Raw genomic sequence first — 22,403 nt, 5'->3', positions numbered from 1 at the left:
ACCCGTGCGGGGATCAGGATCCGCCGTCGTGACGGCACACCGCGATGTGACGGTCCCCGGCGGTACGGTCCGAGGCATGGAACAGCGGATCAGCCTGGTCACCCTCGGCGTCGCCGACCTCCCCCGCGCCCGCGCGTTCTACGAGCGCCTCGGCTGGCGCGGTCAGGAGGTCGAGGAGACGGTCTTCTTCCAGGCCGGCGGTCTCGCCCTGGTGCTGTGGGGCCGCGACAAGCTGGCCGCCGACGCCGGCGTGCCCGACACCGACCCGGGCGGCGTGACGCTGGCGCAGAACGTCCGCTCCCGCGCCGAGGTCGACGACGTCCTGGCCACCGCGGCGCAGGCCGGCGCCCGGATCACCCGCCCGGCGGCGAAGACCTTCTACGGCGGCTACGCCGGCTGTTTCACCGACCCGGACGGTCACGTCTGGGAGATCGCCTGGAATCCGGGCTTCCCGCTCGCCGAGGACGGCACGCTGACCGTCCCGGACTTCAGGCGTACACGGTCCGCTTGACACCACGGTGCCCGGCGCAGGCGTCCCGCCGCCCACCGGTGAGGCTGACCGCGCCGTCGAGGCACTGCACCAGGTAGCCGCGCCCGGCCCAGAAGCCCTGCGCACAGTCGAAGAAGTCGCAGACCCGGTGGTCGGGCTGGCGGATGCGCTTCCCGCCGCAGAAGTCGTACCCCACGGGGTTGGCCGGTGCGCCGCAGCGCCGCTCGCGCGGTTTGGGGGGCGCGGGCGACGAGCGTCGCGGTGCCGGTGCGGCGGACGGCGACGGCGACGGCGCGGCGCGCGGGGCGAGCACCCGCGCGGGCACCGGCGTCGCGGCGACCGCGACGTCGGAGCCGGGGGTGACCGACGGGTCGGATTCGACGAGCACCGCGGGCACGACCAGGGCGAGCGCGGCGGCGACGGCGACGGTGCGCCGGCCGCCGGGGACCCGCCCGGTGAACCGGGCCTGCCCGGGGGTGGCGATCGCCGGCCGGAACGGCCTGCCCTGCTCGTGCTCGACGATCAGCTCGTCGAGCTGCGCGATGACCGCCGCCCGCTGCTCGATGGCGTCGGCGAAGGCCAGGGTGAGGATGAACCGGAACTCGGCCGCCGCCGTGGGCGGCACCAGCAGCCCGCAGGTCCGTCGCCGGTCGAGGACCTGGATCAGCGACACCGGGGCCGCCGGGTCGTGGGACAGGCCGGTCATCTTCCCGTACGCCCAGTCGCGCCGGCCCCGCCCGCCCAGCAGCACCAGACGGCGGTTGGTGATCACGGCCATCCCGGCGTCGGTGGCCTTGACGCCGTCAGGGAGCCGGTGACGCAGCGGCGCCGGCAGCGGCTCGACGGTCAGGTCGGGGGCGGGCAGCACCGCCGTGTGCCGAACCTCGACCAGTTGCGCGGCGGGCAGCGCCCAGAAGACCACCTCGCCGGGGGCGAGTTCCAGAGACAGCCCGTGGCCCGCCGCCACCGAGCCGCGCAGATCGACGGCGAGGGCACGCAGCCGTCGCAGCTCGTCGTCGCGATGCCGCCACGCCTGCTCAGTCTCGCGGTACGCCCGCTGCCGGCGCTCGTTCTGCTTCCGCGCCCAGGTGTAGCGCCAGGTGGAACCCGTCGTTTCTGCCACGCCGACTCCTTCGCCGCGCGAGCCACCAACCGGGGTGTCACCCGGATCAACGGTGCCGGCGAGTCCGGCGGACACGCCGAAGCGGGACGAATCACCCGTTCGGGGGATCGATCCGTACGACAGGCGGATGTTCGCCGCGTCGATTCACGTTGTGTGTCGGGACGGCGGTGCGGGCTACCCCGCCTCGGGCCGGTACCGCTGCGGACCGCTCCCACCCGCCGACGCCCACGGTCCGGACCCGGCCGGGATCACCCCGTGCACCGTACGAGGGGCCAGAACCCTCGGTAACGTCAGCCACAGCCGGACAGGCGGCGGGGCCACCCGGCACGTGGCGCGGAGGTGGGGCCGGTGAGCGACAGCGTCGTGCTCGGCGTCGACATCGGCACCACCAGCACCAAGGTCGTCGCATACGACACCGCGGGCCGGCAACTCGCCAGCCACTCGGTGGGCTATCCCCTCGACGAGCCGCACCCGGGTTACGCCGAGCAGGACTCGTCGATCATCTTCGACGCCGTGGTCGAGTCCGTCCGTACCGTGGCCGGTGAGCTGCCGGGTCCGCCGGCCGGGCTGTCGTTCAGCACCGCCATGCACAGCCTGATCGGCCTGAACGCCGAGGGCGCCCCGCTCACACCGTCGGTGACCTGGGCGGATTCGCGGTCCAGCGCGCAGGCCGAACGGCTGCGGGCCGTGCCGTCGGGGCTGGCGCTGCACCGGCGCACCGGCACCCCGGTGCACCCGATGGCGCCGCTGCCGAAGCTGGTCTGGTTCGCCGAGCAGGAGCCGAGGCTGTTCGAAAAGGTCGCGCACTGGGTCGGCATCAAGGACTACGTGCTGCTGCGGCTCTGCGACGCGCTGGTCACCGACCACTCGGTGGCCTCGGCCACCGGACTGATGGACATCCACAAGCTGGCCTGGGACCCCCAGGCGCTGGGCATCGCCGGGATCGTCGAGGAGCAGCTGCCGCAGCTGGTCCCGACCACCACGGTGCTGCCCGGCCTCACCGCCGCGGCGGCCACCGCGACCGGGCTGCCCGCCGACATCCCGGTCGTGGTCGGGGCGGGCGACGGGCCGCTGGCCAACCTCGGCCTCGGCGCGGTCAAGCCCGGCGTGGTGGCCTGCTCGATCGGCACCTCAGGAGCGATGCGGGTGGCCGTCGAACGGCCGGCCGTCGACCCGCTCGGCGGAGTGTTCTGCTACGCGCTGACCGAGGACCGCTGGGTGGTCGGCGGCGCGATCAACAACGGCGGCATCGTGCTCCAGTGGGCCGGGGACGCGCTCGCCCCCGAACTGGGCGAGGACTCCGAGGAGGACCTGCTGGCGCTGGCCGAGCGGGCACCGGTCGGCTCCGGTGGGCTGATCATGCTGCCGTACCTGCTCAGCGAGCGGGCGCCGCACTGGAGCGCGCTGCCGCGCGGGGCGTACGTCGGGCTGACCCACGGCCACCGCCGCGAGCATCTGGTCCGGGCGGCGCTGGAGGGAGTGTGCCAGCAGCTCGCCCTCGTGCTGGCCTCCGTCCGCTCGGCCGGCAACGAGGTGCACGAGATACGCGCCGGCGGCGGCTTCGCCCGCAGCCCGCTGTGGCGGCAGATGCTCGCCGACGCGCTCGGCATGCCGGTGCGTTTCCCCGCCGGGCCCGAGGGCTCCAGCTTCGGCGCGGCACTGCTCGGCATGCAGGCGCTCGGGCTGATCCCGTCCATCGAGGTCGCCGCCGACCTGGTGGAGATCGAGGAGACGGTACGCCCCGACCCGGCCGCCGCCGCCACCTACGCCGCGCTGCTCCCGCTGTTTTCCGAGTTGTACGACGCGCTGGTCCCGACGTTCACGTCGCTGCGACGGCTGGCTCCCAGCCTGCCGCCGGAACCGTCACCCGCTCCCGCACCCATGTGATCGCCCGTCCCTGAACGGGTGGGGACGTCGTCCGAAGGTCGTGATTACCGTGATCACTCTTCTCGCCGCACCGGCGGCACCGGCGACGAACGCCGGTCACGCCCAACTGATCGTCGCGGCTCTGCTGGGCATCGCCGCGGTGGTGCTCCTCATCGCCTGGGGCAAGGTGCACCCCTTCCTGTCGCTGATCCTCGGCGCGGCCGTGCTCGGCGTGGTCGCCGCCATGGCGCCCGACAAGATGGTCTCGTCGTTCAGCGCCGGGGTCGGCTCCACCGTCGGCGGCGTCGGCCTGCTGATCGCGCTGGGCGCGATGATCGGCGGCCTGCTCGCCGAATCCGGCGGCGCGGACGGGATCGTCAACCGCGTCGTCGGGCGGGTCTCCGGCTCCGCCCTGCCCTGGGCGATGGCCGGCGTCGCCGCGCTGATCGGCCTGCCGCTCTTCTTCGAGGTCGGCGTGGTGCTGCTGGTGCCGATCGTGCTGCTGGTGTCGCTGCGCACCGACGTACCGCTGATGAAGATCGGCATCCCGGCGCTGGCCGGCCTGTCGGTGCTGCACGGCCTGGTCCCGCCGCACCCGGGCCCGCTGGTCGCGATCTCCTCGCTGAACGCGGACCTCGGCCTGACCCTCGGCCTGGGCCTGCTGGTGGCCATCCCCACGGTGATCATCTCCGGCCCGGTCTTCGGCAACATCATCGCCCGGTACGTCCCGGCGACCGCCCCGGCGGCGCTGCTGCCCACCCGTCAACCGGCGGCGGCGGCCCCGGGGCCGGGCGGTCTCGGCACGGCGGGCCGCCGGGACGTCGACGGTGACCTGCTCACCGACGACGACCTGATCAACCCGGGCACCGGCCGTCCCGGCGCGCCGGTCGACGACAGCGGCACCGAGACGGCCCGCCGGGCGCCGAAGTTCTGGCCGGCGGTGATCACCGTGCTGCTGCCGGTGGCGCTGATGCTGCTGCGCGCCATCGGCGAGCTGACGACGGGCGAGGGCACCACCGGGCGCAAGGCGCTGGACATCGTCGGCACCCCGATCGTGGCGCTGCTCGCCGGCGTGATCGTCGCCATGTTCACCCTCGGCTACCAGGCCGGCTTCAGCCGCAGCCAGGTCTCCGCGGTGCTGGGCGGGTCGCTGCCGCCGATCGCCGGCATCCTGCTGATCGTCGCCGCCGGCGGCGGTTTCAAGCAGGTGCTGGTCGACGCGGGGGTGGGCAACCTCGTCGCCGACGCGGCCAGGAACGCCAGCCTGTCCCCGCTGCTGCTGGGCTGGCTGGTCGCGGTCGGCATCCGGGTCGCCACCGGCTCGGCGACGGTCGCCACCATCACCGCGGCCGGCATCGTCGCCCCGCTCGCGGCGACCCTGGACCGGCCGGGGGTGGCGCTGCTGGCGCTGGCCATCGGCTGCGGGTCGCTGTTCTTCTCGCACGTCAACGACGCGGGCTTCTGGCTGGTCAAGGAGTACTTCGGGTTGACCGTCGGGCAGACCATCAAGAGCTGGTCGGTGATGGAGACGATCATCTCGGTGGTCGGCTTCCTGGGCGTCCTGCTGCTCGACCTGTTGTTTTGACCCGGTGGAGCCGCCGCCCGGACGGGTGACGGCGGCCCCCGTCCGGCGCGGGCCCGACACCACACCACTTACCGTCCAAACATGAATAAAGCAGACAAGCAGGTCTCGTCGCACCGACGCCGGATGGTAGTCCTGCTCGTCACGGCGGCACTGGCGCCGGTCGTGGCGTCGACTCCGGCCACGGCCGACGGCGGCCCCGGACCGACGGCGCCGCCCCCGCCGCCGGCCAACCCGCTGGCCTGGCTGGCCTTCCCCGGCGGGGTCTTCTCGGTCGACGCGGTCGCGCGCACCGTCCGCTACCGGGCCTGCGACCGCGACACCGGCCGGGTCGCCGACCCGGGCATGCGGGTCACCGCCCGCTCCGCGAGCGGCCGCGTCACCGTCGGCGCCACCACCTACCGGTACGACATCCCGCTCGTCGGCCGGAGCACCGGCATGCTCGTGCTGTTCCGCCCGCACACCCGGCCCGACTGGCAGGTCGGCGAGGTGGTCACCAACCCGCTGCCACCCACCGACCCGGTGGCCGGCCAGGCGCTGCTCCCGCTCACCGGGCAGCTCCGGCAGGTCGTCGACGCCGCCACCACCAACCCGGCCGGCGTCACCGTGCGCGACCTCTCCGGCCGGTACGGCGACCAGCAGGTCTCGGTCAACGGCACGCTGCGCCCGAAGGCGGCCAGCGTGATCAAGCTATGGATCCTGGTGGAGCTGCTGCGCCGGGTCGACTGCGGGCAGGCGTCGCTGGACGAAGGCGTGCTGGTGACGAGGGCGGACGTGGTCGACGGCACCGGCCAGTTGCAGTTCGAGCCGATCCCGCAGGTGGCCAGCCTGCACAAGCTCGCCGAATACATGATCGAGTACAGCGACAACACCGCCGCGAACATGCTGATCAACTATCTCGGCGGGTTCGCCCCGGTCAACGCGCTGATCGACTCGATGAACCAGCGGGAGACCGTGCTCGCCCGCAAGCTGCTCGACACCGAGGCCGCCGCCCGGGGCGAGGAGAACTACACCAGCCCGGACGACGTCATCTCGCTGCTCGGCGCGGTCTGGGACGCGCAGATCCTCACCCCGGCCTCCCGCGACCTGATGATCGGCTTCCTGCGCGAGCAGACGTTGAACACCAAGATCCCCGCCGCTCTGCCACCCGGCACCCCGGTCGCCCACAAGACCGGCGACCTGCCGGACGCCTCCCACGACGTCGGCTACTACCTGGTCCCGGGCGCGGAGACCGCCGTCGCGTTCCTCACCGCCGGTCCGATCGCCACCGGCGACGAGGTCGTCCGCCAGCTCGCCCGCACCGTCTACGACTACGTGGTCGCCGGCCCCTGAGCAGGGCCCCTCGGGGCGCGAGCAGGCTCCGCGCCACCTCGCCGGCCTGGCGGGCCGGCTCGGGGCTGCCGGTGATGGCCGCCGTGACCATCGCGCCGTTGGCCGGGATGGCGAGTTGTCCGGCGAGAGCGGGCGGCCGCCCGGCCGCCGCCACGAGGGCGGCCAGGTGGGCGGTGAAGGCCCGCTGGCGGGTACGGACGATGCCGGCGACGGGCTGATCAGGCCGTCAGCCGCGGCAGATTTTCGCGTCCGGCTGGATGTCCAGCTTGTTGAAGACGTTGTCTACCCGGCCGATGCCCGCCTTCTCCTCGATCGGGCCGACGTTGATCAGTTCCAGGAAAGCGTTGATCACCTTCACCAGGCCGGCGGGGATGCGGTAGCCGACGCCGTAGTCCAGCCACAGGCCGAGCTGGGTGCTGCGGCACAGCTCGATCGGCGCGCCCAGGGCGGAGCCGACGGTCAGCCCCGCCGTGGCGGTGACCGTGGTGTACAGCCCAGAGGTGAAGCCGAAGGCGCCCAGACCGACCCGGAACGCCGCCTGGTAATGGACGATGATCCCGCTGACGCCGACCGACGGGCCGAAGATCGAGTCGGTGATGCTGTTGCGGACGGTGAGGTTCCAGGGTTTCGTGACGCCGAACGCGCCGTCGGCGTAGCCGAACCCGAGGGAGCCGCCCAGCGACCACTCGCCGGCCGCCTTGATGTTGCCGTCCTTGGCGCTGAACGCCGTCTGCACCCCGACGAGCTGGTTGGCGGTGACGGAGAACGGCACGCCGAGGACCTCGCCGACCGGCACGCTGAAGTCCAGGGGGATCGGGATCCGTTTGTTGACGTTCTGCCCCGCGTTGGTGGCACCCGCGATCTCGATCCGCAGGCCGGCCATGCCCCCGATCCGAAGTTCCGCCCGACGCACCGCGCCGCCCCGGATCTCCAGGTGGAACCGGGCCGACGGGCTCTTCATCAGCAGGGTCACCGTGCCGACGATGCGGAGCCCGCCGCCGTCGTAGCTGAACCGCGCGCCGACCCCGTTGGCGCAGCAGATCGGTGTGACCGCAAACCCGGCGACCCGCTGCCGGCCCGCCACGGCCTCCTGCCGCACCGCACCATCCTGAGGTGGAGCGGCTTCCCGACGCGCCGGGGAGACGGTGGCCGACCCGGGCCGGCCCACGGTCGCCACCGTCGTCCGGATCACGGCGGAGGCGCCCGCCCGGGTGGGTGTGGTGACCACGGGCGTCGCCGGCCCGCCGCCGCCCGCACCCGCGCTCGACCCGGCGTCGTACTCGGCCCAGAACGGCGTGCCCGCGTCGTACCGGGTCGGGGAGTCGAAGGAGACCGGACGGTCACCGGCGAAGGTGCCGTCGCGGATCACCTCGGTGATGTCCACCGGCCCGAGGGTCACCGCCAGGTCGCCCCCGTCCCGTCGGACGTCGAGCACCCGCCCGACGGCCCGCCCGGTGAGGAACATGACCTTGCCCCGGGCGAGCTGGTCGGCACCGCTGGCGCCGGGGTCGATGCGCCAGGTGAGGGCGTCATCGGACAGGCTCCGCACCGACCCGCCACCGCCGCCCACGAACACCACGTCGGGCTGGTAGGTCACGTCCGGATGGCGGGTGGGTGCCGCCCCGTACCGCTGGTCGGCGTCGGCGCCCCCGCCGGGTGGGCCGGGTGGCGTAGGGCCGGGTCCCACCCGACCGCAGGCCGCCGGAAGCAGCAGGGTCACCGCGAGCAGCGCCCTCATCGCGAGGTCACGCCGGGTCCCGGGTGCCAACATGTCGATTCCCCCGCAGCTCAGAGCCGGCCGGCGACCGTACGGGCCAGGTCCGCCAAGGGCTTGCGGTACCTGGCCGGGTCGTCGGTGCGGACCAGCCGGATGGAGACCCACACCCCGCCCTTGTTGACGAAGACCGTGCCGTCCTCGGCGTACGCCTCGTCGCCCGCTCCGGTGATCGAGCTGAGCTCGTGCCCGAGTTCACGTTCGATGTCGAGGAACTTCTTCGCACCGTCACCGACGAACACCTCCACCTGGGCGGTCGGGCCGGTGACCGGTCCGGTGTAGGTGCAGGTCTCCCGGACCGCCACCGGGTCCTCGAGCGGGGTGCCGGCCACCTTCTCGGCCTCCTGCTTGGACACCAGGGAGCAGGCGTCGAGCGTCGGCGCGGCCGACGCCTCCGCTGTGGCGGTGGGCAGCGGGTCCCCACCCGGCGTCGACGTGGCGCCGCCGCCCGCTGCCGGGGCGTCCCCGCCGTCGCTGGTGCCGCCGACGCCGATCAGTCCGCAGCCGCCGAGCGCGGTGACCGTCAACACGGCGGCGACGGCGGCGAGGACGGGGCCGTTCCGCCGCCGGCCGATTCCGAGGTACGTCATCGTGGGTTCACTTCCTGTCGTGGGGCTCGGCGTCACAGCGGGAGGGCGTCGAGCAGTTGACGCAGCGTCCGCTCGTATCCGTCGGCGCTGGCACCGAGTCGTTCGAAGCTGCTCAGGATCACGGTGTAGCTGCCGGCGCGGCTGACCACGACCGCCTCGGCCTCGATGTCCTTGACCGCGAGGTACGCCTTCTCTCCCTTGTCGACGTCCTTCACCTCGCGATACACCTGCGTGGCCTGTTTCCGCTGGTAGTCGTAGGTGCTCTCGCCAGCGAGCGGGGAGGAGGTGGTGACGGTGAGCAGGGCGACGCCCTTGCCGTCCCCGAACAGGCACCTGCCCTGGTCGACCATGGGCTGGCCGACGATCCCGGACACCTGGGTCGCGGTGAACGGGCACGGGGGCGCGGATGCGTCCGCCACGTCGCCACCGGAGTCCACCGCAACGCCGGCCCCGGTGGCCGGGTCGGCGCCGCTGGTGTCCTCGGCGCCGCAGGCGACGAGCGGGAGCAGCAGGAGCGAGCACCACACGGGTGCGATCAGACGGCGCACAGTTAGCACCTTTCGCAGTCATGGGAGGTCCGGGTTTGTGGGGCCGGTCCGGGGTGGATGGATCCACCGGGCCGGGATCAGCCGGTCGACCCGCCAGGCGGCGGCTTCGGCGGCGGCGGCCACCACGTCCGCGTCGGGGCCTTCGACCAGCGCGATCACGACGTCGTCGGTGGGTAGCCGGACGGCGGCGACCAGCCGGCAGTCCGGGGTACCGAACGCCGGCACCGACCCGTCCGCGCCGGGTGCGCAGTCGTACTGCTCCAGTGCGAACAGGTGGCGGGTCATGAGCTGAGGCTAGGTCGGAACGGGCGGCGAGGAATCGGGTGTTTCCCTATGCTTCCGCGTCGCCCCTCGTCATCGCGGCACCCAGCTCGGCGCGGGTGGTGATACCGAGCTTGCGGTAGATCCGGGCGAGGTTCGCCTCGACGGTCTTCGGGCTGACGAACAGCTCGTCGGCGATGGCCCGGTTGGTTCGCCCGCGCGCCGCGAGCCGGGCCACCCGCTCCTCGGTGGCGGTGAGGTGGCGGGGCGTCGATGGGCGGCCACCGACGCGGGCCAGCTCGGCCCGGGCCCGGTCCGCGAACGCCACCGCGCCGATCGCGGTGAACTCCACGACCGCCGTCTCCAACGCCTGCCGGGCCGGCAGCTTGCGGCGGGACCGGCGGTGCACGATCCCGGCCGCGAGCAGACAGCGGGCGCGGTCCAGCGGCAGCACATCCGGCGGTACGGCGTCCCGCGCCGCCGTCAGCGCGTCGAGCGCGGCGCTGGGGTCGACGCCGGTGGCACTGTCCAGCAGCGCCCGGGCACGGGCGGAGCCCAGGGTCGTCCAGGGACGCGGCAACCGGCGGTGTCGGGCCGTCAGCCGGTCCAGCACGGCCGCCGCCCGGTCGAGATCGCCCGCCCCGACGCACGCCTCGATCCAGTCCGGCTCGAACCGCATGGCGAGCGGCTCGACCAGGCCGGTTCCGTCGATCGTCGCGGCCAGGCTGGTGTAGGCGGCCGCCGCCTCCGCCATCCGGCCGGCGGAGAGGGCCACGAACCCGGCCAGCTGTTGGTGGATCCGCCTGCACCAGGCGTCGTCCAGTTCGTCGGCGAGCCGCAGGCCGGACTCGACGACCCGCGTCGCCTCGGCCAGCCGGCCCCGGTGCGCGTCGAGCAGTCCGGCGAGCCAGGTCTCCCCGACCAGGCCGGTGCCGAGCTGGTCACCGAGTTCACGGGCGGCGGTGATGTGCCGCTCGGCCTCGGCCCACCGCCCGGCCAGCAGCTCGGCCTCGCCCAGGTGGGAGAGCAGTTCGTGTTGCAGCGGCTCGTCGCCCCGGGCCTCGGCGCGGCCGAGCATCCGGTGCAGCCGCCGCCGGGCCCGCTCCGCGTCGTCGATCGACTTCCACCAGATCGCGGGCACCGTGCTCGCCAGCCAGGCCGGTTCGTCGCCCTCCAGGGTGAGGGCGCGGTCCAACAGTTCGGTACGCGGCACCCGGCCGAGCCGTACCTCCTGGAAGAAGAGCAGGACCAGGGCTGCGGCGAGCAGGTCCTGGTCGTCGTCGCGCCCGTCCAGCAGCGCGGCGGCGGCCTCGGCGTGCGCCCGGGCCGATTCCGTGAGGTCGTCGAAGACGGCGAGGTGGGCGTGGATGCGGCCGGCCAGGGCCGAGCCGGGCCGGGCAGCCGCCAGCGCCCGGGTGCCGTTGTCCACCGCCACCCGGCCGGCCTCACCGCCACACCAGGCCACCACGGCGCGCAGCAGCAGCGACTCCGCCCGTACGTCACCGGTGAACTCGGCCGCGACCGCCTCGGCGGCGCACCGGGCCGCCGGGAAGTCCCCGCTGTCGAACCGGCTGCGGGCCGCCGCCAGCCGCCGATGGCCCAGGCGTACCCGGTCGTCGGCCGGGGTGAGCTGCCCGGCGCGCTCGTAGAGCTGGGCGGCGAAGTCGGGCGCGCCCCGGATGTGCCACCGTCCGGCCGCGGCGGCGAGGGTCTCCGCGACGACCGGGTCCGGGTCGGTCGCGCAGAGCGCAAGGTGCCGCGCCCGCTCGTCCGGATCCGCGACCAGGCCGGCGAGCTGCCGGTGCAGCCGGTGGCGGACCCCCGGCGGGATCCCGGCCCGGACCGCCGCCGCGTACACGGGGTGGGTGAACCGCACACCGGTCGGCGTCACGACGAGCAGCCCGGCCTCCTCGGGCGCGTCCAGCGCGGCGGTGGGCGCTCCCGCCGCCGCCAGGTCAGCCACCGTGGGCACGGTCAGCAGCGCGGCCAGCCGCACCGCGGCACGGCTCGCCGGTGGCAGCCCGGCGAGGACGTCCGCGAGCAGGTGGTGCATGGACGCGGCCACCGGCAGGTCGTCACCGGGTGAGGGTTGGCGCGGCAGGCGTTGCAGCGCGCGGGCCACTTCGATGGCCAGCAGCGGGTTGCCCCCGGCCTCGCGGGTCACCCGGACGAGCATCGGCCGGCTGAGCGTGACGCCGAGCCGCTCCCGCAGGATGTGGTGGAGCGCGCCGACGTCGAGCGGGGCCACCTCGACCCGGCCGAGCCGGCCGGCGTCGCGGCCCTCGTCGAGCCCGAGCGGCACCTCCTCGGGTGCGGTCCCGCCACGTCGACGGCTCACCAGCGTGGCCAGGCCGCCCACCCGACGCAGCGCGAACCGCAACGCGCGTTCGCTGGGCCGGTCCAGCCAGGGCGCGTCGTCCACCGCGACGAGCACCGCCGGGTGGGTGTTCGCCGCCGTCGCGGCCTCCAGCAGCGACCGGGTGGCCGCCCCGACCGCCCGTACGTCGACCGCCTCATCGGCGTCGCCGGCGAGGAGCACGACCTCGGCCGCGATCCGCTGCGGCCGGGGCAGCTCGGCGACCCGGTCGGCGAGCGGGCGCAGCAGGTCGGCCAGGGCCGCGTACGGCAGCCCGGATTCGGCCTCGGTGGGCGCGCAGCTCAGCACCAGCCAGCCCGCGTGCGCCGCCTCGGCGACCAGCGCCCGCCACAGTTCGGTCTTGCCCATGCCGGCCGGCCCCTCCAGCAGCACCGGCCCGGGTCGGCTCAGCAGTCGCCAGACCCGGTCGAACACCTCGTCCCGCCCGACGATGGCGTGTCGCATGGAGGCAGTCTGGCACCGCCCCGGACGACGGAACATCCCGCCAACAGCTGACCGGGCGAAGCTCGTCGTCGGCGATCCGACAGGCGGGGCCAGGAGCGTTGCCGCCCCGGAATCGTGTGAGTGCTGGAGCAGATCATCGGCCGCACCCGCAGCACGACGAGGCACGGTCACGGGCACCTCCGCTGGGCCTTGGCGATAGCGCCGCGCACGCATGACCCCAGGCGGGTTTACCGAACGCTATACTCGGCCACGTGGAGCCGGAAGAGTGGGACGTCTTCATCGATCGCGAACCTCAAGGAACTGCGGCCCGGGACGGTACGCATCCTGTTCGTCTTCGACCCGTGGCGTTCCAGCATCCTGCTCGTCGCCGGCGACAAGGCCGGGCAGTGGAACGCCTGGTACCGCCAGGCCATCCCGCTCGCCGAGCAACGCTACGAGCTCTACCTGAAGGAACGGGCACAGCAGGAAGGGGGACAACCGTGAGCAGCCACGTGCGGTGGAAGGACATCCGCGCCGAGTACGTGCGGCGCGCCGGCGGCGAGGAGGCGGTCGAGGCCGGCAAGCAGGAGCTGCTGGCCCAGGTGGTCGGGCACCGCCTGGCCGAGATTCGGCGGGCCCGCGGCCTCACCCAGCAGCAGATCGCCGAACGGATGGGCGTCTCCAAGGGCCGAGTGTCACAGATCGAACAGGGCAAGATCTCTGGCCAAGAGGTGGTCGCCCGGTTCGCCGCCGCGCTGGGCGGACGGCTGCACCAGGCGATCTACTTCGACGACGGCGACATCGCCGCCATCGCGTAACCCCGGGCACTTCCGCTTTCGCAGCCCGTCCGCTCCCACTGGCCGTCGCCGACGGCTGCGGGCCTGATCAGCGAGTCGGAGGTTGTCCGTCCGGCACAACACCACCGCCCCACAGCGGCGATCGTCGTGCGACTCGGCGCGCAGCACCGCCCGGACCGCCGCCCACCACCGCCCCAGCACGTCGCTCTCGGACGCCGCGGCGGCGACCGCCCGGTTCGCCTCGACGATGACCAGCCCGATCGCCTCGGCGGCCACCCAAGGCCGGTGGATCACCTCGACGTCGGCCGCCGTACGGATCCGGGCCGGCACGGTCACCCCCAGCGCCGTCGCGGCGGCCGGCACATCCGCCGGGCGCAACACCCCCTTCGGCGTCGCCGGGCGCCCCTGCCCGACCCACTCGGCCAGACGCCGAGCACGGGTCATGAGGAGACACTCATCAACCAACCGAGCCAGATCGGAATCCGCTTCAGAAGCATAGGGCCGCCTGGTGTCCCGCCTGCCGGCCCACCAGCGCCGAGCGGGTCGGCGGGCCTCGTCGCCTGGTCACGTCGCTGCTCATCGCCCGGGCGGCGCCCACGCTGGATGGAGAGACGCGCGATAGGCGGGAGGGCCACACCCCGCAGGTCCCGGCCGCTCGACCCGGTCGGACCGGAGCGGACACGGACCCGTCAGGGAGCCCCGACGCCGGAGATCCGGTACCTGTGCACCTCCGCGCCGAGGATCGCCACCGTCTGCTCCTCGCTCGGACCCGAGCCGCGGAAGGCGAGCAGCTGCTCGTCGGACTCCCAACGCTCGTAGACGTTGATCCGGCCCGGCTCGACCAGATCGGCGCTGATCGCGAAGTCGACGCAGCCGGGCGCGGAGCGCGCCTGCCGGACGGTCTCCGCGCAGGACGCCAGGTAGGCGTCCCGCCCGGCCGGGTCGACGTAGAGACTGCCGGCGACGATGAGCATTGCTGACCTCCGGGGTATGCCTGACCGGACACGCCTTCCCGTCAGGCATACCACCGGCGCGGACATCAAGCTCAGGCGCGGCTGATCGCGTTGGCGTGGATCGCCTCGCTGAGGTACGCCGCCATCCCCGGCGCGATCGCCTCGTAGTGCGCGGTGAACCGCGGGTCCGCGAGGTACATGTCGGCCAGCCCGGTGTGGATCTCGTACGAGCAGTCGTAGAACCAGCGGACGATGATCTGTCGGTGCTCCTCGGCCAGCGCCATCGCCTCCGCCGAGTCGGCCGGCGCCCCGGAGGCCATCACCGCGACGAACCTCCGCCCCCAGTCCTCGTTCTCCGCCTTGATCCGCAGCCAGTCGTCCTTCGAGTAGCGCGCGGCCCGCCGGTTCGACTCCCGGTACGCCTCGCCGCCACCCCACCGCTGCTCCGCCTCCTCGGCGTGCGCGTCCGGGTCGAAGTCCCCGAAGACCTCGAACCGCTCCTGCGGGGTCAGTCTGATGTTCATCCTTCTCGCCTCCATCGCGAGTTCGATCGCGGTGACCATCTCCTGGAGCTTCCCGATCCGCCCGGTCAACAGCTCGTGCTGCCGGCGCAGGTGCGCCGCCGGGTCGGCGGCCGGGTCGTCGAGGATCGCCGCGATCTCCTCCAGCGGGAACCCCAGCTCCCGGTAGAACCGGATGTGCTGCAACCGCTCCAGGTCCGCGTCGTCGTAGCGGCGGTAGCCCGCCGCGGTACGCCCGCTGGGCGACAGCAGCCCGATCTCGTCGTAGTGGTGCAGCGTCCGGACCGTCACCCGGGCCGCCTTCGCCACCTGCCCCACCGTGTACGCCATGGTTTCCCTCCCTTCCGCGACCAAGGCTCCCGCCTGCCGTTGCGTGAGGGTCAAGCCCGATTCTGCGCCGCCCGACCGGCCCGCCACCCGCGAGTGGGCGGAGCGGCACACGCGAGCGCCCCCGGCCTCCGAGGGGGTGGAGGAGGCCGGGGGCGCTCGGGTCGGGTCAGGCGCTGGCCCGGTCCTTCGCCCGCGCCGGGGCGGCGAAGGCCTCGGTGGCCGGGGTGCGGAAGGCGTGCACCAGACCGGCGATCGACAGCAGCAGGAGCAGCCCCGCCCCGACGAACGTCACCAGGGCCGCCTGGCCGGCCTTACGGCCGAACTCGCTGAAGCCGTACGAGGTGAGCAGCATGCCGCGCAGCGTCTCGCCCTTGAACACGGTCTCCCGCTGGCCGCTGACCTGCGCCAGCTGCTTCTGCAGGTCGGCCAGGGCCGGGTCGTTGGTCGTCGTGGCCTGCTCGACCTTCGCCCGCAGCTCGCTCTCCGGCGCGCCGAGGTCGGCATAGGTCTTCCCACCCGCCATGGACTTCAGGTGCAGCCCGATGAACTCGTTGGCGTAGCACTCGGCCTGCTTGCCGGTGGTCATCTGCTGGCCGGCGTACTCGACCAGGCAGTCCGCCTTCTTCTCCTCGTCGGTCAGCTTGTCGGCCGGCTTGAAGGCGATGTGCTGCGCGCCGAGCTGGTCGCGTACGTAGTCGTTGGCGAAGTTCGCGTTCGTGGTGAGCACGATGCCGGCGACGAGCAGCAGGACGGTGAGGCCCAGCCCGCCGATGCTGAACAGCAGGTCCAGAGTGCGTCGCTTCATGTCAGAACTCCCGTGGAGGTGGTGGGGGCGTCGTTGGTGTCGGCTCCCATCGTGCGGCGCCCCGGGCGGTCCCGGTCAGGGCCGAACCCCCTGTCCCTTCCGGGACCTTCGACTCCCACCGGCCCGGGCCGTCCGGCCGCCCGGGGGCACGTGCTCAGCCGCGGGCGGCGACCGCACGCAGGTCGGCCAGGGCGCCGGGGCGGCCGTACCGGTAGCCCTGCCCGTGCACGCAACCGATCGCGGTGACCGCCGCGTGCTGCCCCTCGGTCTCCACCCCCTCGGCCACCACCGCCAGGTCGAACGCGTCGGCCAGCCGGGTCACCATCTCCACCGTGGCGTACGCCCGGGCGTCGGAGTCGAGCCGGGACACGAACGACCGGTCGATCTTCAGCTCGGTGGCGGGGATGCGGTGCAGGTAGCTCAGCGACGAGTAGCCGGTGCCGAAGTCGTCGATGGCGATCCGGATGCCCAGCTCGCGCAGCTGGGCGAGCCGCTCCAGCACCGCCGCGCTGCCGTCGATCAGCGCCGACTCGGTCAGCTCCAGGGTCAACGCGCGAGGAGCCAGCCCGGCGCTGGCGGTGGCCGCCGTGACGGTGGCGATCAGGCCCGGTCGGCGCAGGTGCGCGGCGGCGATGTTCACCGCCACGGTGGCCTCCGGCGCCCGCTCCCGCCAGGTCGCGGCGGCCCGGCAGGCCTCGTGGATCACCCACCGGTCGATCGGCACGATCAGCCCCGTCTCCTCGGCCAGCGGCAGGAACGCGGCCGGCGGGAGCAACCCCAGCCGGGGATGCCGCCAGCGGACCAGCGCCTCCGCGCTGCGTACCACGCCGGTGGCCAGGTCGACGATCGGCTGGTAGTCGAGGTGCAGCTGCTGCTCGTCGACCGCCCGACGCAGATCGGCGATCAGCTCCGCCCGGGTCACCGCCGACTCGCGCAGCCCCGGGGTGCAGGTCCGGTACGCGGACTTGCCGGCGGCCTTGGCCGCGTACATCGCGATGTCGGCGTCGCGGAGCAGGTCGGTGTGCGAGGCGTGCTGCGGGCCGTACTCGGCGATGCCGATGCTGGCCGACGGGTGGATGCCGACGTCCTCCTCGCCCGCCGAGGGCTGCAGGGCGGCGAGCAGCCGCTCGGCGAGCCGCTCCGGCGCGACCGGCCCGTCCCCGTCGACCAGCACGGCGAACTCGTCGCCGCCGAGCCGGGCGATGGTGCCGTCGCCGCCGACCGCGTCCCGCATCCGGTCGGCGATGCCGATCAGCAGGGTGTCACCGGTGGCGTGCCCGAACCGGTCGTTGACCTGCTTGAACCCGTCCAGGTCGAGCAGCAGGACGGCGACCGGCGGCCCGTCCCGCAGCGCCCGGCGCAGCCGCCGGTTGAACATCAGCCGGTTGGGCAGGCCGGTGAGCTGGTCGGCATAGGCCAGCCGGCGCAGCCGCGCCACCAGTCGCAGGTTCTCGTTGGCGGCCAGCCCCTGCCGCAGCGCCAGCACGCCGAGCAGCGCCATCATGCCGATGAAGACCAGGTGCGGGGTCTGCCCGGTGGGGCGTCGGGCCAGCACCACCGCGATGATCGCCCCGCCGACCGGCAGGTACGGCAGGGCGACCCGCCACCAGGGCGGCAACGGCGACTCGACCACCTCGTCGCCGCCCTCGCCCACCGGCGGCGGCGGGTACGTGGTGGCCACGCCGATCAGCAGGTAGCTCACCGGCCAGCACACGTCGATCAGGTGCCCGGAGGTGTAGGTGCCGTGCGCGACGAGCGAGACGTAGACCGCGTCCGCGCCGGCCCGGGTGGCCAGGCTCGCGCCGATCAGGGTCAGCGGCCGCCAGACCGGGCGGGACGGGCCGGCCACCGCCACCAGGATGGTCAGCTGCATCAGGTCGAGCATCGGGTAGAGCAGGCCGAAGGTGCGCACGGGGTCGGCCAGGTTGGCGGCGGCGACGTCCCGGAACACCACCACCCAGCCGATCGGGATCAGGGCCAGCCCGACGATCACCCCGTCCAGCAGGGTGCGGGCCCGGCCCACCGCGCTGCGCGGGGCGGCGAGCGAGCAGAACAGGGCGGCGGTGCCGGTGACGATGCCGGCGGTGAAGACCGCCCCGATCAGCAGGGTGTGCGGTAGTGCTCCACCGCCGAGGCGCTCCAGCGTCCACAGCGTACGACCGGCGGCGGCGAGGGCCGTGGTGACCGCCAGCAGCATCCAGAACCGGCGCAGCGCCGCGGGGTGCCGGCGGGCCGCGCCGACGCAGGCGACCGCCGACCAGCCGGCCACCGTGATCGCCCCGAGGTCGCTGACCAGGGCGGCGCCGGGCAGCGCGGCGGCCAGCCAGACCGCCTCGGCGAGGACGACCACCGCCGCGGCGATCGCACCCACCCGGCGGGAGCGGGTCCGTCGGGGCGGCGCGACGGCCTCCCGGCGGGCGTCATCGGGCAGCACGATGGTCGCTCCGGCTCTCTCTCCTGTGTGCACCTCGACGGACCGGTCACGGGCGGCGAACCACCGAAGCCTAGTCAGCGCCGGGGCGGCCCGCCAGGGCCGATGCCCCCACCTTCGGACCGCCCATCCAGGACGAAGGCGCCCGGCGTGACGGCCGGTGCCGCTGCTCGACGTCGACCGGGGACGGCTCAGGCCCAGGCCTCGGCCGGGTCCCCGTCGCTCGCGGCGGGCGCGTCGCCGGCGCGGGTGACCGGCGGGCCGCCGTGCGTCCACGGGGTCTCCTCGCGCGTGGGGAACGCCCCGGCCGGCAGGAACGCGTCGGACAGGGTGGTGTAGCAGAGCCGCTCCCCCACCTCCGGCACGCTGCCCGGCGGCGCGGCCAGCCCCCGGCCCATCCCGCCGGAGAGCTCCAGCACCACCTCGGTCTTGCCGTCCGCCGCCGGGGTCAGGAAGACCACCTTCGCCTTCTGCGCCGGCCGGGCCGGCGAGTACAGCGTCGCCCCGACGGGCACCAGCACCGGCTCGGTGGTGACCAGCTGGATCCGGGGGCGCAGCACCGGCCGCTTCCCGGTGTCGTCCACCCGCTTCGGGTCCGCGAGGGTCACGTCTCCGACGAACGCCTCCCCGGTCAGCCGGTGCTCGGCCATGACGAGCGGGTCGTCGTAGGCGCGCTGCACCGCGTAGGAGGTCAGGGCGCGTTCCAGCCGGTGCAGCCGCTGGGCGGCCACGACCGCGCCGTCGCGCCGCGGCTGCGGGCCACCGCCGGCGTCGACGTGCTCGGCGTGGCCGGTGAAGGCGTCCTTGTCGCCGTCCCAGCGGCCGGTCACCCGGGCCCCGGGCGGCAGGGCCCGCAGCAGACCGACGCCGCGCCACATCAGCTCCCAGGTGGGCGTCAGCTGGTCGCGCAGCACCCTTTCCAGCTCCGCGTACGCCTCGCCGCGCGCCACCGGGTCGTCCCCCGCGTCGGCGTACGCGGCGACGGCCGGGGCGAGCACCCGGTTGTCGAACTCCGGGTCGGTGGTCGGGCCGGCGGGCGGGCAGACCGCCGGGTCCTCGGCCCGGGCGGCCGTCTGTGCCCCGGTCAGCCCGGCCGGCGGGTCGATCCAGCCGAGCAGCGCCGGCAGGTGCAGGTCCTCCACCACGCTCTGGCCGGTGGCCCAGTGCAGGGTCAGCGCGTCGGTCATCGCCACCAGCGCCGACGAGCCGGGGTGCTCGGCCCGCTCGGCGAAGAAGGTCAGCCAGCGCCCGAGCAGCGGCACCGACGGGTGCACCGGGTGGTCGCCGTCCGGGCGGCGGAACCGGGTGGAGCGGCCGAACAACCGCAGGAAGGTGATCCCGGCCGGGTTCGGCACCAGCAGCTGCGGCGCGTCGACGTACCGGTGCCGGACGTCCCGGCCCCGGTCGACCGGCACCGCCTCGGTGACGTCCCGGAACTCCTCGAGGTACGGCAGCACGGTGGCGGCCAGCTCGGCGGCGAAGCGGAACCGCTGGTCCCGGTTGCGGGGCTGCGGCACGATCAGCAGCCGCGCCTCGTCGGGAGCCGTGCCGACCAGCGTCGCCAGCGGGGCGTTCGCCTCACCTGCCATGGCCAGCGGCACCAGCACCAGCGGGCGCGTCGACAGGTGCAGGTGCCGGACCGTGGCCACCGGCTGGGCCACCCCGGCGGCCAGCGCCTGCGCCTTGGCGAGGGCGCGGAGCGTACTCATGCGGGGTTGCCGGCGAGGGCGTCGGCGCGCAGCCGGGCCGCGGCCCGCAGCAGCGCGGCGGCCTCCTCCTGCTCGGGTTCGGCGGCGCGTTCGCCGGTCGCCAGCGCCAGCACCTCGGCGACGGTGGCGATGCCGCCCAGCGCCTCACGGACCGGCCGCCCCAGCGCCGCGGTGTGCCCGCCCGCCTCGTCCCGGCAGAAGTACGCCAGTTCGCAGCTGGCCAGGCACTCCGGCGCGTAGCGGGCCGGCACTCGGCGCAGCCCGGCGGCCAGCGTCGCCGGGTCGGCGGCCGGGTCGGCGGTGAAGTCCGCCGGCACGGTGTCCAGCAGGGCGTCCAGCCGGGCCGTCCGGTCCAGCTGGCGGCGCAGCACCAGCAACTGCTTGCGGACGTCGAGCAGGCTGGCCACCGGCTGGTTGGCGAAGTCGCGCGGGCAGACCAGCACCACGTCGTGCGAGACCAACTCCTCCTCGTGCCCCTCGGCGGCGAGCAGCTCGCGCAGCGCCAGCACGTAGACGGCGGACTGGATCGCGGCCGCGGCGACCTTCGCCGGGTCGGCCTGCCCGTCGACCACCGGGAACGACTTGATCTCCACCACGTGGAACCGGCCACCGAGACGGGCGGCGACCAGGTCGGGCTCCAGATGCACCCGCTGCCCGGCGACGTCCAGGCCGAGCAGCGGATGATCGAACAGCGCCGCGTCGGCCCCCTCGGCGGTCAGCGCCCGGCGGGACCGCTCGTGCCGGTCCGGCAGGTCGTCCGCGCCGCCCAGGTCCGTCCACGTCGCCCGCTCCGGCACCGGTACCCCCAGCCGCTCCGCGACCAGCCGCAGCAGCTCCACCCCGCCGTCGGCCTTCACCTGCGCCTCGAACGCGTTGCCCCGGGTGAGGGCGAACCGGGACTGCCCGAAGCGGGCCGGGAAGCCGATCCGCTCGGCCAGCCTCGGCTTGTCCACCCCGGCGCCGTCCAGCACCGCCCGGCGGTCACAGCCCGGGTTGCCGGTGAGCGCGGCGATGGTCCGGGCGTTGTGCCGCTTCGGCGGCAGGTCGCCGCGGATCGCGGCCAGGCGCTGCGCGGTGCTCGTCACGATCCGCCAGGATAGGCGCTCACCGCCGGTTCGGCGCGGACGCGGGCGCGGCGGACCAGCACGGCGGTCAGCACCGCGGCGACCAGGGCCACGCCGGCCATCGCCCAGAGCACCGTACGCAGGCCGCCGGTGAACCCCGGATCGGCGAGCCGGCCGGCGGTGGTGCTGGCCAGCACCGCGCCGACCACCGCGATGGCAACCGTCTCACTGGCCAGCCGAGCGGTGTTGATCATCCCGGCGCCGGTGGCCGCCCGGTGCGGGGCGACACTGCCGATCGCCAGGGCGTCGAGCAGGCCGATCGACAGCCCCACCCCGACGCCGATGGTGAGCAGCGGGCCGGCCAGGGCGGCGGGGCCGCTGTCCGGGGCGAGCACGGTGGCCCAGGCGGCGCCGACCGCGACCACCGCCACCGAGGTGACGATCACCGCCGGGGCCGGCACCAGCCGGGTCATGGCCCCGCTGAGCAGCGGCAGCACCAGGGTCGGCGCGGTCAGCAGGATCAGCGTGGCCCCGGCCCCGCCGGGCCCCATGCCGACCACCGTGGTCAGGTACGACGGCAGGTAGACCAGCAGCGGCACCAGCACCGCGACGACGGTGGCCGCCGCCAGGCAGATGCCCAGGAAGCGGGGGCTCGCCAGCAGGGCCAGGTCGAACATCGGCTCGGCCCGCCGGCGTTCCACCCGGACGAAGGCCACCAGCAGGGCCACCGCCGCGGCGAAGGCCGCCACGATCACCGGGGCGGACCAGCCCAGCTCGGGCCCCTGCACGAAGCCGAAGATGAGCAGCAGCAGGGCGGCGGTGAAGGTGACCGTCCCCGGCCAGTCGATCCGCCCGGCGTGCGGCTGGCGCGACTCGGGCAGCAGCGGGGTGAGCGCCAGCACCGCCAGGGCGGCCAGCGCCGGCCCGGCAAACACCGCCCGCCAGCCGAACGCGGTGATCAGCAGGCCGGCGATGGAGGGCCCGAAGGCCAGGCCCGCGCCGATGGTCGTACCGAAGAGGCTGAACACCCGGGCCCGGGCCCGGCCCGGGAAGGCGTGGGCCAGGATGGCGGAGGCGCTGGTCGCGGCGGCCGCCGCGCCGACGCCGGCCAGCGCGCGCAGCACGTCGAGCAGCACGATGTTCCCGGCGACCGAGGCGAGCAGCCCGGACCCGGCGAAGATCGCTAGGCCGGTGACGAAGACCCGGCGCCGGCCGAGCAGGTCCGCCAGCGCCCCGGTGGCCAACATGAAGCTGGCGAAGGTGGCGTTGTAGCCGTTCACCACCCACTGCACGCCGGCCAGCCCGGCGTCGAGGTCCCGACCGATGTCCGGCAGGGCGACGGACGCGCCGGTCAGCGACATCGGCAGCGCGAAGGTGGACAACAGGACGGCGACCAGCACGACGGCCGGGTGGTTACGCAAAGATTC

19 protein-coding genes are annotated in these 22,403 nt (G+C 74.3%); 6 read left to right on the top strand and 13 right to left on the bottom strand.

Annotated features, from left to right (window positions below; translation table 11 throughout):
- Positions 1 to 76 precede the first annotated feature (76 nt).
- Positions 77 to 511 (top strand): VOC family protein, encoded by a 435-nt coding sequence (locus tag AB0I41_RS02780; protein WP_357101085.1) that lies wholly within the window; start codon positions 77 to 79, stop codon positions 509 to 511.
- Here the strand turns inward: AB0I41_RS02780 and AB0I41_RS02775 are convergent.
- Positions 489 to 1,613: a hypothetical protein gene (locus AB0I41_RS02775; protein ID WP_357101083.1), complete on the bottom strand. Its 1,125-nt coding sequence runs from the start codon at positions 1,611 to 1,613 to the stop codon at positions 489 to 491. The two genes, AB0I41_RS02780 and AB0I41_RS02775, sit on opposite strands and share 23 nt — an antisense overlap.
- A gap of 348 nt (positions 1,614 to 1,961) precedes the next feature.
- Between AB0I41_RS02775 and AB0I41_RS02770 the strand changes: the two genes are divergently transcribed.
- From AB0I41_RS02770 to AB0I41_RS02760, 3 genes are all read left to right on the top strand, one after another.
- Positions 1,962 to 3,500: a gluconokinase gene (locus tag AB0I41_RS02770; RefSeq protein WP_357101081.1), complete on the top strand. Its 1,539-nt coding sequence runs from the start codon at positions 1,962 to 1,964 to the stop codon at positions 3,498 to 3,500.
- A gap of 49 nt (positions 3,501 to 3,549) precedes the next feature.
- Complete coding sequence (locus AB0I41_RS02765; RefSeq protein ID WP_357101079.1) at positions 3,550 to 5,064, top strand: SLC13 family permease; 1,515 nt, start codon at positions 3,550 to 3,552, stop codon at positions 5,062 to 5,064.
- Positions 5,065 to 5,145: 81 nt separating this feature from the next.
- Positions 5,146 to 6,393 carry a serine hydrolase gene (locus AB0I41_RS02760; protein WP_357101077.1) on the top strand — a complete coding sequence of 416 codons (1,248 nt, stop codon included), beginning with the start codon at positions 5,146 to 5,148 and terminating at the stop codon, positions 6,391 to 6,393.
- A 226-nt stretch (positions 6,394 to 6,619) separates the two neighbouring features.
- On the opposite strand, the gene AB0I41_RS02755 is transcribed toward AB0I41_RS02760, so the two are convergent.
- The 5 genes from AB0I41_RS02755 to AB0I41_RS02735 are packed head-to-tail and all read right to left on the bottom strand — an operon-like array spanning position 6,620 to position 12,387.
- Entirely contained in the window at positions 6,620 to 8,164 is a 1,545-nt protein-coding gene (locus tag AB0I41_RS02755) for a hypothetical protein (RefSeq protein WP_357101075.1), read from the bottom strand.
- A 17-nt stretch (positions 8,165 to 8,181) separates the two neighbouring features.
- Positions 8,182 to 8,757, bottom strand: coding sequence for a hypothetical protein (locus AB0I41_RS02750; RefSeq protein ID WP_357101073.1), 576 nt, complete (start codon positions 8,755 to 8,757; stop codon positions 8,182 to 8,184).
- A gap of 32 nt (positions 8,758 to 8,789) precedes the next feature.
- Positions 8,790 to 9,305: a hypothetical protein gene (locus AB0I41_RS02745; RefSeq protein WP_357101071.1), complete on the bottom strand. Its 516-nt coding sequence runs from the start codon at positions 9,303 to 9,305 to the stop codon at positions 8,790 to 8,792.
- A gap of 18 nt (positions 9,306 to 9,323) precedes the next feature.
- Complete coding sequence (locus AB0I41_RS02740) at positions 9,324 to 9,590, bottom strand: hypothetical protein (RefSeq protein ID WP_357101069.1); 267 nt, start codon at positions 9,588 to 9,590, stop codon at positions 9,324 to 9,326.
- A 46-nt stretch (positions 9,591 to 9,636) separates the two neighbouring features.
- Positions 9,637 to 12,387, bottom strand: a complete 2,751-nt coding sequence (locus AB0I41_RS02735; protein ID WP_357101067.1) for an AAA family ATPase — start codon at positions 12,385 to 12,387, stop codon at positions 9,637 to 9,639.
- 120 nt (positions 12,388 to 12,507) lie between these two features.
- On the opposite strand from AB0I41_RS02735, the gene AB0I41_RS02730 reads away from it, so the two are divergent.
- Positions 12,508 to 12,870, top strand: a complete 363-nt coding sequence (locus AB0I41_RS02730) for a type II toxin-antitoxin system RelE/ParE family toxin (protein ID WP_357101065.1) — start codon at positions 12,508 to 12,510, stop codon at positions 12,868 to 12,870.
- Positions 12,867 to 13,184, top strand: a complete 318-nt coding sequence (locus AB0I41_RS02725) for a helix-turn-helix transcriptional regulator (protein ID WP_357101063.1) — start codon at positions 12,867 to 12,869, stop codon at positions 13,182 to 13,184. Before AB0I41_RS02730 ends, AB0I41_RS02725 begins: the two co-directional genes overlap by 4 nt.
- Positions 13,185 to 13,852: 668 nt before the next feature.
- On the opposite strand, the gene AB0I41_RS02720 is transcribed toward AB0I41_RS02725, so the two are convergent.
- From AB0I41_RS02720 to AB0I41_RS02690, 7 genes are all read right to left on the bottom strand, one after another.
- The gene (locus AB0I41_RS02720; RefSeq protein ID WP_357101061.1) at positions 13,853 to 14,137 is read right to left on the bottom strand and encodes an antibiotic biosynthesis monooxygenase family protein; all 285 of its coding nucleotides are present in this window, start codon (positions 14,135 to 14,137) and stop codon (positions 13,853 to 13,855) included.
- Between the two features lie 71 nt (positions 14,138 to 14,208).
- On the bottom strand, positions 14,209 to 14,967 hold the full coding sequence (locus AB0I41_RS02715) for a MerR family transcriptional regulator (protein WP_357101059.1): 759 nt from the start codon (positions 14,965 to 14,967) through the stop codon (positions 14,209 to 14,211).
- A gap of 166 nt (positions 14,968 to 15,133) precedes the next feature.
- On the bottom strand, positions 15,134 to 15,772 hold the full coding sequence (locus AB0I41_RS02710) for a hypothetical protein (protein WP_357101057.1): 639 nt from the start codon (positions 15,770 to 15,772) through the stop codon (positions 15,134 to 15,136).
- 154 nt (positions 15,773 to 15,926) lie between these two features.
- A complete protein-coding gene (locus AB0I41_RS02705) occupies positions 15,927 to 18,206 on the bottom strand; it encodes an EAL domain-containing protein (RefSeq protein WP_357101055.1) in 2,280 nt (759 codons plus the stop codon).
- 188 nt (positions 18,207 to 18,394) lie between these two features.
- A complete protein-coding gene (locus tag AB0I41_RS02700; protein WP_357101053.1) occupies positions 18,395 to 19,912 on the bottom strand; it encodes a hypothetical protein in 1,518 nt (505 codons plus the stop codon).
- Positions 19,909 to 20,997: a hypothetical protein gene (locus tag AB0I41_RS02695; RefSeq protein ID WP_357101051.1), complete on the bottom strand. Its 1,089-nt coding sequence runs from the start codon at positions 20,995 to 20,997 to the stop codon at positions 19,909 to 19,911. Before AB0I41_RS02695 ends, AB0I41_RS02700 begins: the two co-directional genes overlap by 4 nt.
- The gene (locus tag AB0I41_RS02690) at positions 20,994 to 22,397 is read right to left on the bottom strand and encodes an MFS transporter (protein WP_357101049.1); all 1,404 of its coding nucleotides are present in this window, start codon (positions 22,395 to 22,397) and stop codon (positions 20,994 to 20,996) included. Before AB0I41_RS02690 ends, AB0I41_RS02695 begins: the two co-directional genes overlap by 4 nt.
- Positions 22,398 to 22,403: the final 6 nt, after the last annotated feature.

Source organism: Micromonospora sp. NPDC050200 (assembly GCF_040656135.1).
Classification (GTDB): Bacteria; Actinomycetota; Actinomycetes; order Mycobacteriales; family Micromonosporaceae; genus Micromonospora.
Note: the sequence above shows the minus strand (reverse complement) of the source record. Positions and strands in the feature narration are given on the sequence as shown.

What these genes read in the sequence shown, in the direction of transcription:
- AB0I41_RS02780 (WP_357101085.1), top strand. Translation starts at nt 77, where the DNA reads ATGGAACAGCGGATCAGCCTGGTCACCCTCGGCGTCGCCGACCTCCCC.
- AB0I41_RS02760 (WP_357101077.1), top strand. Translation starts at nt 5,146, where the DNA reads ATGAATAAAGCAGACAAGCAGGTCTCGTCGCACCGACGCCGGATGGTA.
- AB0I41_RS02755 (WP_357101075.1), bottom strand. Translation starts at nt 8,164, where the DNA reads ATGTTGGCACCCGGGACCCGGCGTGACCTCGCGATGAGGGCGCTGCTC.
- AB0I41_RS02735 (WP_357101067.1), bottom strand. Translation starts at nt 12,387, where the DNA reads ATGCGACACGCCATCGTCGGGCGGGACGAGGTGTTCGACCGGGTCTGG.
- AB0I41_RS02700 (WP_357101053.1), bottom strand. Translation starts at nt 19,912, where the DNA reads ATGAGTACGCTCCGCGCCCTCGCCAAGGCGCAGGCGCTGGCCGCCGGG.
- AB0I41_RS02750 (WP_357101073.1), bottom strand. Translation starts at nt 8,757, where the DNA reads ATGACGTACCTCGGAATCGGCCGGCGGCGGAACGGCCCCGTCCTCGCC.
- AB0I41_RS02740 (WP_357101069.1), bottom strand. Translation starts at nt 9,590, where the DNA reads ATGACCCGCCACCTGTTCGCACTGGAGCAGTACGACTGCGCACCCGGC.
- AB0I41_RS02715 (WP_357101059.1), bottom strand. Translation starts at nt 14,967, where the DNA reads ATGGCGTACACGGTGGGGCAGGTGGCGAAGGCGGCCCGGGTGACGGTC.
- AB0I41_RS02720 (WP_357101061.1), bottom strand. Translation starts at nt 14,137, where the DNA reads ATGCTCATCGTCGCCGGCAGTCTCTACGTCGACCCGGCCGGGCGGGAC.
- AB0I41_RS02710 (WP_357101057.1), bottom strand. Translation starts at nt 15,772, where the DNA reads ATGAAGCGACGCACTCTGGACCTGCTGTTCAGCATCGGCGGGCTGGGC.